Source organism: Streptomyces graminilatus (assembly GCF_001418565.1).
Taxonomy (GTDB): Bacteria; Actinomycetota; Actinomycetes; order Streptomycetales; family Streptomycetaceae; genus Streptomyces; species Streptomyces graminilatus.
Genome location: NZ_LIQQ01000338.1, coordinates 1 through 11,606, shown reverse-complemented (window position 1 = coordinate 11,606; position 11,606 = coordinate 1). Strand labels below are relative to the sequence as shown.

12 protein-coding genes are annotated in these 11,606 nt (G+C 70.5%); 4 read left to right on the top strand and 8 right to left on the bottom strand.

Annotation, left to right across the window (positions count from 1 at the left end):
- Positions 1 to 74 precede the first annotated feature (74 nt).
- Together AOK08_RS27295 and AOK08_RS27290 are read right to left on the bottom strand one after the other, a co-directional pair.
- Positions 75 to 899, bottom strand: a complete 825-nt coding sequence (locus AOK08_RS27295) for a purine-nucleoside phosphorylase (RefSeq protein WP_055530902.1) — start codon at positions 897 to 899, stop codon at positions 75 to 77.
- Between the two features lie 134 nt (positions 900 to 1,033).
- The gene (locus AOK08_RS27290) at positions 1,034 to 1,471 is read right to left on the bottom strand and encodes a gamma-glutamylcyclotransferase family protein (protein ID WP_055530898.1); all 438 of its coding nucleotides are present in this window, start codon (positions 1,469 to 1,471) and stop codon (positions 1,034 to 1,036) included.
- Here AOK08_RS27290 and AOK08_RS27285 point away from each other — a divergent pair.
- Both AOK08_RS27285 and AOK08_RS27280 read left to right on the top strand, forming a co-directional pair.
- Positions 1,470 to 3,059 (top strand): NAD(P)H-quinone dehydrogenase, encoded by a 1,590-nt coding sequence (locus tag AOK08_RS27285; protein WP_338400156.1) that lies wholly within the window; start codon positions 1,470 to 1,472, stop codon positions 3,057 to 3,059. The genes AOK08_RS27290 and AOK08_RS27285 overlap by 2 nt on opposite strands.
- A gap of 191 nt (positions 3,060 to 3,250) precedes the next feature.
- Entirely contained in the window at positions 3,251 to 4,255 is a 1,005-nt protein-coding gene (locus AOK08_RS27280) for a DeoR/GlpR family DNA-binding transcription regulator (protein ID WP_079054300.1), read from the top strand.
- A 47-nt stretch (positions 4,256 to 4,302) separates the two neighbouring features.
- Here the strand turns inward: AOK08_RS27280 and AOK08_RS27275 are convergent, their stop codons facing one another.
- Together AOK08_RS27275 and AOK08_RS27270 are read right to left on the bottom strand one after the other, a co-directional pair.
- Entirely contained in the window at positions 4,303 to 4,878 is a 576-nt protein-coding gene (locus tag AOK08_RS27275) for a TetR/AcrR family transcriptional regulator (RefSeq protein WP_055530893.1), read from the bottom strand.
- 347 nt (positions 4,879 to 5,225) lie between these two features.
- Positions 5,226 to 6,998 (bottom strand): acetyl/propionyl/methylcrotonyl-CoA carboxylase subunit alpha, encoded by a 1,773-nt coding sequence (locus AOK08_RS27270; RefSeq protein ID WP_055530891.1) that lies wholly within the window; start codon positions 6,996 to 6,998, stop codon positions 5,226 to 5,228.
- 383 nt (positions 6,999 to 7,381) lie between these two features.
- Here AOK08_RS27270 and AOK08_RS27265 point away from each other — a divergent pair, with 383 nt between their 5' ends.
- On the top strand, positions 7,382 to 7,810 hold the full coding sequence (locus AOK08_RS27265) for a hypothetical protein (RefSeq protein ID WP_079054299.1): 429 nt from the start codon (positions 7,382 to 7,384) through the stop codon (positions 7,808 to 7,810).
- 15 nt (positions 7,811 to 7,825) lie between these two features.
- On the opposite strand, the gene AOK08_RS27260 is transcribed toward AOK08_RS27265, so the two are convergent.
- The 4 genes from AOK08_RS27260 to AOK08_RS27255 form a co-directional block, all read right to left on the bottom strand.
- Positions 7,826 to 8,446, bottom strand: a complete 621-nt coding sequence (locus AOK08_RS27260) for a Maf family protein (RefSeq protein WP_055530887.1) — start codon at positions 8,444 to 8,446, stop codon at positions 7,826 to 7,828.
- A gap of 109 nt (positions 8,447 to 8,555) precedes the next feature.
- Positions 8,556 to 8,684: a morphogenic membrane protein MmpB gene (gene mmpB, locus AOK08_RS48495; protein WP_277816044.1), complete on the bottom strand. Its 129-nt coding sequence runs from the start codon at positions 8,682 to 8,684 to the stop codon at positions 8,556 to 8,558.
- A gap of 118 nt (positions 8,685 to 8,802) precedes the next feature.
- The gene (locus tag AOK08_RS43700; protein WP_079054298.1) at positions 8,803 to 9,012 is read right to left on the bottom strand and encodes an acyl-CoA carboxylase subunit epsilon; all 210 of its coding nucleotides are present in this window, start codon (positions 9,010 to 9,012) and stop codon (positions 8,803 to 8,805) included.
- 12 nt (positions 9,013 to 9,024) lie between these two features.
- A complete protein-coding gene (locus AOK08_RS27255) occupies positions 9,025 to 10,629 on the bottom strand; it encodes an acyl-CoA carboxylase subunit beta (RefSeq protein ID WP_055530885.1) in 1,605 nt (534 codons plus the stop codon).
- A gap of 119 nt (positions 10,630 to 10,748) precedes the next feature.
- Between AOK08_RS27255 and AOK08_RS27250 the strand changes: the two genes are divergently transcribed.
- A partial coding sequence (locus AOK08_RS27250; protein ID WP_055530900.1) for a biotin--[acetyl-CoA-carboxylase] ligase occupies positions 10,749 to 11,606 on the top strand: 858 nt, incomplete at its 3' end.

Below are 11,606 nucleotides of genomic sequence, written 5' to 3'. Positions count from 1 at the left end.
TCCCGTACCTCGGGGGCGGAGCCCCCGAGGTACGGGAAGGGTAGGGGCGGCGGGGGCGAGAAAGAGTTTGGGGTTTACAGGCGGTTCAGGAGCTGGGTCAGGAGGGCGCCCATGTGGGTCGCGCTGTCGCGGCCCGCCTGGAGGACCTCCTCGTGGTTCAGGGGTTCGCCCGTCATGCCCGCCGCGAGGTTCGTCACCAGCGAGATGCCCAGGATCTCGGCGCCGGCCTCGCGCGCCGCGATCGCCTCCAGGACCGTCGACATCCCCACCAGGTCCGCCCCGATCACCCGCGCCATCCGGATCTCCGCCGGCGTCTCGTAGTGCGGGCCCGTGAACTGGGCGTACACGCCCTCCTCAAGGCTCGGGTCGATCTCCTTGCACAGGGCGCGCAGCCGCGGCGAGTACAGGTCCGTCAGGTCGACGAAGTTCGCGCCGACGATCGGGGACGTGGCCGTGAGGTTGATGTGGTCGCTGATCAGGACCGGCTGGCCGGGGCGCATGTCGGCGCGCAGACCGCCGCAGCCGTTGGTCAGGACGACGGTCTTGCAGCCGGCGGCCACGGCGGTACGGACACCGTGCGCCACGGACGCGACGCCCCGCCCCTCGTAGTAGTGCGTGCGGCCCAGGAAGACCAGCGCGCGGTTGGCGCCGATCCGGTACGAGCGGATCTTGCCGCCGTGGCCCTCGACGGCCGGCGGCGGGAAGCCGGGCAGCTCGGTGACCGGGAACTCGGCCTCGGGGTCGCCCAGGGCGTCCACGGCCGGTGCCCAGCCGGAGCCCATCACGAGGGCGACGTCGTGGGTCTCGGCGCCCGTCAGCTCCCGCAGGCGCGCGGCGGCGTCGGCGGCGGCGGAGTAGGGGTCGCCCTGGATGTCGTCCGGAAGAAGAGATGCGTTCACGCGCACGAGCGTATCCGGTTCGGGCCTACGCGCGTAGATGACGGCGGTCGCGGGGCTGCGATCGTTGTCTTGTCGTTTCCAACGGCACCCGCCCGAAGGCGCTCAACTCGACGTGTTCTACGTGTTCTACGTGCTCAACAGGGGCGTTTTCGCAGTTCCATCACGTAGTCGTGCGGCGCGCCCGCCGATTCCGCCGCGTCGGCGATCTCGCCCAGGTTCCGGGCCGACGGCAGGCCGCCCTCGTACCCGTTGAGGACGTACACCCAGGCGGGTTCCTCGCCCTCCAGCGTGTCGACGCGCAGCCGCATCCGGCGGTAGATGTCGAGGCCCACGCCCTCCCAGCGGTCCAGCGACTCCTCGTCGGGCGGGGCGATCTCGTACAGGGCGACGAAGACCTGCGAGCCGGGGTCCTCCACGATGGTCGGGAGGGCGCCCTCCCAGCCCATCTGCTCGCCGCCGAACGTCAGCCGCCAGCCGGTCAGCCAGCCGGTGGCGCGCAGCGGCGAGTGCGGTGCGCGACGCGTCATGAGCCGCGCGTCGAGATTGCCGGCGTAGGCGGCGTAGAGCGACATGTTTCGAGAGTACGGCAGCGGACACGGCCGTCACTCCGGCAGCACACGCCCCTTCCGCACCCGTACGGGTGGACGTCCCGGGAGCCCTGCGGCCCGTGCGGCGGACCCGGGGCGTCGGCAGCCCGGCGCGTACGGGACAATGGGGTATGTGACTCGGATCGTGATCATTGGTGGTGGGCCCGGCGGCTACGAAGCGGCGCTGGTGGCGGCGCAGCTCGGCGCGGAGGTGACCGTCGTCGACTGCGACGGTCTGGGCGGGGCGTCGGTGCTCACCGACTGCGTACCGTCGAAGACCCTGATCGCCACGGCCGAGGTGATGACCACCTTCGACTCCTCGTACGAGGAGCTGGGGATCATCGTCGCCGACGACACCCCGCCGGAGAAGCAGGCCGCCCGCGTGGTCGGCGTCGACCTCGGCAAGGTCAACCGACGGGTGAAGCGCCTCGCCCTCGCCCAGTCGCACGACATCACCGCCTCCGTCACCCGGGCCGGCGCACGCGTCCTGCGCGGGCGTGGGCGGCTCGACGGCATGCAGGGCATCGACGGCTCCCGCAAGGTCGTCGTACGGGCCGTGGACGGCAGCGAGGAGACCCTCGTCGCCGACGCCGTGCTGATCGCCACCGGCGGACACCCGCGCGAACTGCCCGACGCGCAGCCCGACGGTGAGCGCATCCTCAACTGGACCCAGGTCTACGACCTCACCGAGCTGCCCGAGGAGCTCATCGTGGTCGGCTCCGGTGTCACCGGTGCCGAGTTCGCGGGTGCCTACCAGGCCCTCGGCTCCAAGGTCACCCTCGTGTCGTCGCGCGACCGCGTGCTGCCGGGTGAGGACCCGGACGCCGCCGCCGTCCTCGAAGAGGTCTTCCGGCGCCGTGGCATGAACGTCATGGCCCGCTCCCGCGCCGAGTCCGCCAAGCGGGTCGGCGACCGGGTCGAGGTCACACTCGCCGACGGGCGCGTCATCACCGGCTCGCACTGTCTGATGGCCGTCGGCGCGATCCCCAACAGCGCCGGTATGGGCCTGGAGGAGGCCGGGGTCAAGCTGCGCGAGTCCGGGCACATCTGGACCGACAAGGTGTCCAGGACCACCGCCCCCGGTGTGTACGCCGCAGGTGACGTGACCGGTGTCTTCGCCCTCGCGTCCGTCGCCGCCATGCAGGGCCGTATCGCCATGTACCACTTCCTCGGCGACGCGGTGGCCCCGCTCAACCTCAAGACCGTCTCCTCCAACGTCTTCACCGACCCGGAGATCGCCACCGTCGGCTACACCCAGGCCGATGTCGACGCCGGGAAGATCGACGCCGTGGTCGTCAAGCTGCCGCTGCTGCGCAATCCGCGCGCGAAGATGCAGGGCATCCGGGACGGCTTCGTCAAACTCATGTGCCGGCCGGGCACCGGGATCGTCGTGGGCGGGTGCGTGGTGTCGCCGCGCGCCTCCGAACTCATCCACCCGATCTCGATCGCGGTCGACAACAATCTGACGGTCGAGCAGATCGCGAACGCGTTCACCGTCTATCCGTCCCTTTCGGGATCGATCGCCGAGGTCGCCCGGCAGCTTCACACGCGCAAGGCGGCGGGCGAGGCCTGACAGCCGGGGGACGGCGAGGGCGACAACTTCCCGCTGGTCACGGGGATTTGTCGCCCATCCCTGCGGCATGGGCAGGTGATACGCAGGGAAGATGGGTGCGTATACCACTTCCCGTACCACCGTGCGAACAACTTCTGCTATTCGGCGCATACTGCTGAAAGCAGACGGTCGTTGGGGTTACTGTCAGTTTCGTGTTCGCTGCAGAACGTCGTCAATTGATCCTCGAAATGGTGCGTGCCAATGGAGCCGTGTCGCTCCGTGAGCTCGCCCGCGTCGTCCAGACCTCCGAAGTGACCGTACGGCGGGACGTGCGCGCGCTGGAGGCAGAAGGACTCCTCGACCGCCGGCATGGCGGTGCGGTATTGCCGGGCGGGTTCACGCGGGAGTCCGGCTTTCCGCAGAAATCTCATCTCGCGACCGCCGAGAAGACGGCCATCGCCGACCTCGCCGCGAGCTTCGTCGAAGAGGGCGAGGCCATCGTGGTCGGGGCGGGGACCACCACGCAGGAGCTGGCACGCCGGCTCGCGCGGGTCCCCGGGCTGACCGTCGTCACCAACTCCCTGTTGGTGGCCCAGGCGTTGGCCCACGCGAACAGAGTGGAGGTCGTGATGACCGGTGGCACTCTGCGCGGTTCCAACTACGCCCTGGTCGGCAGCGGTGCCGAGCAGTCCCTGCACGGGCTGCGGGTGTCCAAGGCCTTCCTCTCCGGAAGCGGGCTCACCGCCGAACGCGGGCTGTCCACCTCCAACATGCTGTCGGCGTCCGTCGACCGCGCGCTGGTGCAGGCCGCCGCCGAGGTCGTCGTGCTCGCCGATCACACCAAGCTCGGTTCGGACACCATGTTCCAGACCGTGCCCACGGATGTGATCACCCGCCTCGTCACGGACGAACCGCCCGTCCACGACGACCGCGCCGGTACGGAGCTCCAGGCCCTGGCCGACCAGGGAGTGCAGATCGCCGTGGCCGGATCCCCGGGCTCGGGAAACGGCTCCCAGGGGAACGGGGCACCGGGCGGTGACCAGGTCCCCGCACGCCAGCAGCGCCGGGACGTGCCGCTTCCCAACCCGCGCCGGGGACAACTGCCCGGCGGCGCGGCGGGCCATCCGCTGCGCGGCACGATGCTGGGCGAGCAGCCCGGCGGGCCCGGCGAGCGTGAGCGGGAACGGGCGCGGGTGGCGGATCTCCGCCGCCGCTGACCGTCGTACGTACGCGCGGTACGAACGTACGCACAGTACGAACCGGGTTACTGAGGTACGGCCTTCAGGCCCCGCAGTGTCAGGGTCAGGAGGCGGTCGGCGAGGCCGGGGTCGTCCGGGGTCGCCTCGGCCGCCAGCGCGATGGCGTTGGTGAGCTGGAGCAGGTCCCCGATGGCGACGTCGGCGCGCAGGGCGCCGGCCTGCTGGGCGCGGGCGAGCAGGGCCGCGCCCGCCTCCCGCATCGGGTTGCTGCACCTGGCCAGCGCCGAATCGGCGTCGTACGACACCGACATGAGCGCCCGTGCCAGGCCTCGGTACTCACCGGCGTGCGCGATGATCTCGCGCAGCCAGGTCACCAGCGCGGTGCACGGTGCCGGGTCGGTCAGCAGTTCGCGGGAGCGGGCCAGCAGGTCGCTCACCGCGTCCTCGAAGACCGCGCTCATCAGGGCGGGCCGGTTGGGGAAGTGGCGGTAGAGGGTGCCGATGCCTACGCCCGCGCGGCGGGCGACGTCCTCCAGGGAGGCGTCCGTGCCGTGTTCCGCGAAGGCGGTGCGGGCCTCTGCGAGGAGGCGTTCGTAGTTGCGGCGGGCGTCCGCGCGGAGGCCTGGCGGCGGCTGGGCCATGGGGATCACCTGCCCTTCGGGTCATTGGTTCTGTGGGGTCAGTGTGCCATTGGCTGTGCGCCGTGCGGGGCGTGGTTCGTTGCCGGGTGCCGGCCGGTGGGGCTTCTCGCGCAGTTCCCCGCGCCCCTGGAACGTATGGACGCTTCGCGCCATACGTTCCAGGCGAGAGGTGGCCAGCACGTTCCAGGCGAGAGGTGGCCGGCACGTTCCAGGCGAGAGGCGCCCGGCACGTTCCAGGCGAGAGGTGGCCGGCACGTTCTGGACGAGAGGCGCCCGGCGCGTTCTGGACGAGAGGCGCCCGGTGGACTGATGGTCAGTCCACCGGGCGCCTCTCAGACTCCTGCGGGTCAGTCCTTGATTTCGCAGATGGGGGCGCCGGAGGTGAGGGACGCGCCCACCTCTGCCGCCAGGCCCTTGACGGTGCCCGCCTTGTGGGCGTTCAGGGGCTGTTCCATCTTCATGGCTTCGAGGACGACGATGAGGTCGCCCTCCTTGACCTCCTGGCCCTCCTCGACCGCGACCTTGACGATCGTGCCCTGCATCGGGGAGGCGAGGGTGTCGCCGGAGGCCGTCGGGCCGGACTTCTTGGCGGCGCGGCGCTTGGGCTTGGCACCGGCGGCGAGGCCGGTGCGGGCCAGGGACATGCCCAGGGAGATGGGGAGGGAGACCTCCAGGCGCTTGCCGCCGACCTCGACGACCACGGTCTCGCGGCCCGATTCCTCGTCCGCCTCGGCATCGGCGGGCGCGGCGAAGGCCGGGATCTCGTTGACGAACTCGGTCTCGATCCACCGGGTGTGGACCGTGAACGGGGCGTCGGAGCCGGTGAGTTCGGGGGCGAAGGCAGGGTCGGCGACCACCGCGCGGTGGAACGGGATGGCCGTGGCCATGCCCTCGACCTGGAACTCGGCCAGTGCGCGGGCGGCCCGCTGGAGGGCCTGGGCGCGGGTGGCGCCGGTGACGATCAGCTTGGCCAGCAGGGAGTCCCAGGCCGGGCCGATGACCGATCCGGACTCGACGCCCGCGTCGAGGCGGACACCGGGGCCGGACGGCGGGGCGAAGGTGGTGACGGTGCCGGGGGCGGGCAGGAAGCCGCGTCCGGGGTCCTCGCCGTTGATGCGGAACTCGAAGGAATGCCCGCGCAGCTCGGGGTCGCCGTAGCCGAGTTCCTCGCCGTCGGCGATACGGAACATCTCGCGTACGAGGTCGATGCCGGCGACCTCCTCGGTGACCGGGTGCTCGACCTGGAGTCGCGTGTTGACCTCCAGGAAGGAGATCGTGCCGTCCGCGCCGACCAGGAACTCGACGGTCCCGGCGCCGACGTAGCCGGCCTCCTTCAGGATCGCCTTGGAGGACGCGTACAGCTCCGCCACCTGCGCCTCTGAGAGGAACGGTGCCGGGGCCTCCTCCACCAGCTTCTGGTGGCGGCGCTGGAGCGAGCAGTCACGGGTGGAGACGACGACCACGTTGCCGTGGGAGTCGGCCAGGCACTGGGTCTCGACGTGCCGGGGCTTGTCGAGGTAGCGCTCGACGAAGCACTCGCCGCGTCCGAACGCGGCGACCGCCTCGCGGACCGCCGAGTCGTACAGCTCGGGCACCTCTTCGAGGGTCCGGGCGACCTTCAGACCGCGTCCGCCACCGCCGAAGGCGGCCTTGATCGCGATGGGCAGGCCGTGTTCCTCGGCGAACGCGACGACCTCGTCCGCGCCGGAGACCGGGTCGGGGGTACCGGCGACCAGGGGGGCGCCGGCACGCTGGGCGATGTGCCGGGCGGCGACCTTGTCGCCGAGGTCACGGATGGCCTGCGGGGGCGGGCCGATCCAGGTGAGTCCGGCGTCGATGACGGCCTGGGCGAATTCGGCGTTCTCCGAGAGGAAGCCGTATCCGGGATGGATCGCGTCCGCCCCGGAGTCCTTGGCGGCCTGGAGCACCTTGGCGATGTCGAGATAGCTGGTCGCCGGGGTGTCACCGCCCAAAGCGAACGCCTCATCCGCGGCACGCACATGAAGCGCGTCCCGGTCCGGGTCGGCGTACACGGCCACGCTCGCGATTCCGGCATCCTGGCAGGCCCGGGCAACGCGGACAGCGATTTCGCCACGGTTGGCGATGAGCACCTTGCGCACGATTGAGGCTCCCTCCTTGAAACAAGCCGAGTTTAGGGACTGCCGACACGGCGCATCGACCCGTCCCCACTGGTGAGCTTGCCCACACGGAGCGTGATGCGAGGCTCGCCCTACCCGTGAAATCCCTTGTCGCACCTATGTACGCGGGACTCCATCGGGAAACCCTAGCCCCCTGATGTGCTCAAGGTCTCTGTGAGAGCGTGCTGCGGCCCACCCTGTTTCTTTGTGGACACCCTACGAACGGCCCAACGATCCTTTGCCTGCCGAAGAACCTCCGGTGATCCTCCGTCGAACCCTTGTCCGGGCGTTTACCGATTAGTAGCGTTCGCGATGTATCGAACGTAGTGCCAACTGACCAACTGAACGTAAGTGGGTGGGGGCCGGTGGTCCGCAGACCGGTGGCTTGGATCGTCGCGATCGTCCTCTTCGCGGAGGCGTTCGGCATAGCCGCGCTGAACTGGTTCCTGGGGATCGTGGTCGACCGCCAGAAGATGTCCCTCGCCGGTCTCGACCCGGACATGATGTCCGCCTCCTCGAAGATCGGCGGTGTCGTCTTCGGCGCCTACTTCGCGCTGTGCGGTGTGGTGGCCCTGCTCGTCGCCTGGCGCGACCGCTCCCCGGCCGGGCTCGGCCGCGTCCTGCTGATCAGCGTGGCCGTGGTGCACGCGATGCTGGGCGCGTTCGCCTGGGGGCCCTTTGGCGTGTCGGCGTTCCTGGCCATGGTCGTGATGCTCACCCTGGTGGTGCTCCTGCTGATGACGTACGACCACCACAACCCCACGGCGACCGGGCCGGCCCCCAGCACCCCCTGAGCGCCCGCGCCACCCCTAGCTCTCGCGGGGCGTCCACAACTCCGTGATGCCCACGCCCAGTTCGGCGAGCAGTTGGCGTACGAGGGGCAGGCTGATGCCGATGACATTGCCGTGGCCGCCGTCGATGCCTTCGATGAACGGTGCCGAGCGGCCGTCGAGCGTGAACGCCCCGGCGACATGGAGGGGCTCGCCCGAGGCGACGTACGCGGCGATCTCGGCGTCCGTCGGCTCGCCGAAGCGGACCACGGTGGACGCGGTGGCGGAGACGGAGCGTCCCGCCGCCGTGTCGTGGACGCAGTGCCCGGTCTGGAGGATCCCCGCCCGGCCGCGCATCGACTTCCAGCGGGCGGTCGCCTCCTCGGCGTCGGCGGGCTTGCCGTACGCCTCGCCGTCCAGTTCGAGGACGGAGTCGCAGCCGATCACCAGCGCGCCCAGCACCCCGGGCTGCGCGGCCACCACGGCGGCCTTGGCCTCGGCGAGGGCGAGGGCCAGCTCGGCCGGGGTCGGCGCGGTCACGGCGTCCTCGTCGAAGCCGCTGACGATCACCTCGGGGTCGAGTCCGGCCTGCCTGAGCAGACTGAGCCGGGCGGGGGACTGGGAGGCGAGCACGAGACGGCGGCGCGGCTGATCGGTCATGCGGTCAGGGTATCGGCGGGCCGAAAGCCACCGGGCCCCGGACGGGCCCTGCGGTCCCGCCCCGGACGGGCCCTGCGGTCCTTGCCCGGTCCTGCCGTCCGTGCCGGTCCTACCGCACGCCCAGGACGATCATCGCGAGCAGCATGGCCAGCGCCAGGAGAAACCCGAGCCGCCGAAGCATCTGCTGCGCTTCGCGCAGTTCCTTCGGCGGCTCGTTCTTGGGATCGGACCACAGCATTCCACTAGCGTGGGGCTTGGCGGGGTTGGGCGCCTGAGTAGGCGTACCTAAATTGGCGCTCCTTGTTTGTTGTGCCGTGCGCGGTTCCTCGCGCCCCTGAAGGGCGCCCCCGGAGACGTCAGCTCGGCCAGTAGGTGCGGGTCCATGATGTTGGGCTCGGGTGCGGGATGCGGTGGGACGCGATTCTTGATGGGTCTGACCAGGCGTCCTTTGTGCCGGGGGTGCCGGGCGGGGGAGGGGATGTTGCCGTGGCGCGGGCTCGGACCACTGCCAGGGCGGCGGCCAGCTCCTCGGGGGTCGGGTTGCCCCGTACGACCTTGATCGTCATGACGGTCGCTCCTTAAAGCGGGATGTTGCCGTGCTTCTTCGGGGGCAGGGACTCGCGCTTGGTACGGAGCTGGCGCAGTCCTCGTACGATCTGGCGGCGCGTGTCGGACGGCAGGATCACCGCGTCCACGTACCCTCGCTCGGCCGCGATGTAGGGGTTGAGGAGGGTGTCCTCATACTCCTGGATCAGCCGGGCGCGGACCAGATCCAGGTCCTCCCCGTTTGCCTCCGCCTCGGCGATCGTGCGGCGGTGCAGGATGTTCACCGCGCCCTGGGCGCCCATCACCGCGATCTGGGCGGTCGGCCAGGCCAGGTTGAGATCGGCACCCAGATGCTTGGAGCCCATGACGTCGTACGCGCCGCCGAAGGCCTTGCGGGTGATGACCGTGATGAGGGGGACGGTGGCCTCGGCGTAGGCGTAGATGAGCTTGGCGCCGCGCCGGATGATGCCGTCGTGCTCCTGGTCCACGCCCGGCAGGAAGCCGGGGACGTCCACGAAGGTGATCACCGGGACGTTGAAGGCGTCGCACGTGCGCACGAAGCGGGCGGCCTTCTCGCTCGCGTCGATGTCCAGGCAGCCCGCGAACTGCATCGGCTGGTTGGCCACGATGCCCACCGGACGGCCCTCGACCCGGCCGAACCCGGTGAGGATGTTGGGTGCGAACAGGGACTGCGTCTCGAAGAACTCGGTGTCGTCCAGGACGTGTTCGATCACCGTGTGCATGTCGTACGGCTGGTTCGCGCTGTCCGGGATCAGGACGTCCAGCTCGCGGTCCTCGGCCGTGACGGCGAGGTCCGCCTCCTCCGGGAACAGCGGGGGCTCGCTCAGGTTGTTGGACGGCAGGTACGACAGCAACTGCTTGACGTACTCGACGGCGTCCTTCTCGTCGCCGGCCATGTGATGGGCCACGCCCGAGGCGGAGTTGTGCGTACGGGCGCCACCCAGTTCCTCGAAGCCGACGTCCTCGCCGGTGACCGTCTTGATGACGTCCGGGCCGGTGATGAACATGTGCGAGGTCTGGTCGACCATGACGGTGAAGTCGGTGATGGCCGGGGAGTAGACCGCTCCGCCCGCGCAGGGGCCCACGACCAGGCTGATCTGCGGGATGACGCCGGACGCGTGGGTGTTGCGGCGGAAGATCTCGCCGTACGCGCCCAGGGACGCCACGCCCTCCTGGATACGGGCGCCGCCCGAGTCGTTGATGCCGATGACCGGACAGCCGGTCTTCAGCGCGAAGTCCATGACCTTGGCGATCTTCTGGCCGTACACCTCGCCCAGAGCGCCGCCGAACACCGTGAAGTCCTGGGAGAACACGGCGACGGGACGCCCGTCGACGGTGCCGTATCCGGTGACGACACCGTCGCCGTAGGGGCGGTTGTTCTCCAGGCCGAAGTTGGTCGAGCGGTGCGTGGCGAACTCGTCCAGCTCCACGAACGAGCCCTCGTCGAGGAGCAGTTCGATCCGCTCGCGGGCCGTCAGTTTGCCCTTGGCGTGCTGCTTCTCGACAGCCCGTGTCGAACCGGCGTGCGTCGCCGCCTCGACGCGGCGCCGCAGGTCGGCGAGCTTGCCGGCGGTCGTGTGGATGTCGATCTGCTGCGGCTCTACCGGCTCGGCCATCGGGATGCGGCTCCCTGTAAAGAGTGAGGTGCTCAGAAGGGGGACTGGTTACTCATGCGTAGCTTAGTGTCGGGCCACCCATCGACAGTGCGGTGTTTACCACATCTAGTGTGGCTTGCATGACGCCCAGAGATGACGCAGACAACGACGCCGACAACGACGCAGGCAGCACCGAAGACGCGGGCGGAGGCGGCGGGCGCTGGTCCGACCTCGACCGGCCGCCCCTGAACGCCGTTTCCCTGCGGCGGGCGCTGGTCCGGGAGGGCGGGCTCTGGTCGGGGGTGGAGGTCGTCCGCAGTACGGGCTCCACGAACGCCGACCTCGTCGCCCTCGCGGAAGCGGGCAAGGCGGAGGAGGGGCTGATCCTGCTCGCCGAGGAGCAGACCGCCGGGCGTGGACGGCTGGACCGGCAGTGGACGGCTCCCGCGCGCTCCGGGCTGTTCTTCTCCGTGCTGCTGAAGCCGGCCCAGGTGCCGGTGGCCCGCTGGGGCTGGCTGCCGCTGCTCACCGGGGTCGCGGTGGCGACCGGGCTGTCCCGCGCGGCGGGCGTCGATACGTCCCTCAAATGGCCCAACGACCTGCTGGTGAGCGTGGGGGGCGCGGAGCGCAAGGCGGGCGGGATCCTCGCGGAGCGGTCCGGTACGGACGCGGTGGTGATCGGCATCGGCATCAACGTCACCCTGCGCGAGGACGAGCTGCCCGTGCCCACGGCCGGGTCGCTGGTGCTGGCGGGGGCCAGAGGCACGGACCGGGATCCGCTGCTGCGGGCGGTGCTGCGGTCGCTGGAGCAGTGGTACCTGCGGTGGCGGGCGGTGGACGGTGACCCCGTGCTGTCGGGGCTCCAGGAGACCTACGCGGCGGGGTGCGCGACGCTGGGGCGGACCGTGCGGGCGGAGTTGCCGGGGGACCGGAGCGTGGTGGGGGAGGCGGTGGCCGTCGACGGGGACGGGCGGCTGGTGCTGGCCACCGGGGAGGGG

What these genes read in the sequence shown, in the direction of transcription:
- AOK08_RS27285 (WP_338400156.1), top strand. Translation starts at nt 1,470, where the DNA reads ATGTTTCGAGAGTACGGCAGCGGACACGGCCGTCACTCCGGCAGCACA.
- AOK08_RS27290 (WP_055530898.1), bottom strand. Translation starts at nt 1,471, where the DNA reads ATGTCGCTCTACGCCGCCTACGCCGGCAATCTCGACGCGCGGCTCATG.
- AOK08_RS27275 (WP_055530893.1), bottom strand. Translation starts at nt 4,878, where the DNA reads ATGGCCCAGCCGCCGCCAGGCCTCCGCGCGGACGCCCGCCGCAACTAC.
- AOK08_RS27260 (WP_055530887.1), bottom strand. Translation starts at nt 8,446, where the DNA reads ATGACCGATCAGCCGCGCCGCCGTCTCGTGCTCGCCTCCCAGTCCCCC.
- mmpB (WP_277816044.1), bottom strand. Translation starts at nt 8,684, where the DNA reads ATGCTGTGGTCCGATCCCAAGAACGAGCCGCCGAAGGAACTGCGCGAA.
- AOK08_RS43700 (WP_079054298.1), bottom strand. Translation starts at nt 9,012, where the DNA reads ATGACGATCAAGGTCGTACGGGGCAACCCGACCCCCGAGGAGCTGGCC.
- AOK08_RS27255 (WP_055530885.1), bottom strand. Translation starts at nt 10,629, where the DNA reads ATGGCCGAGCCGGTAGAGCCGCAGCAGATCGACATCCACACGACCGCC.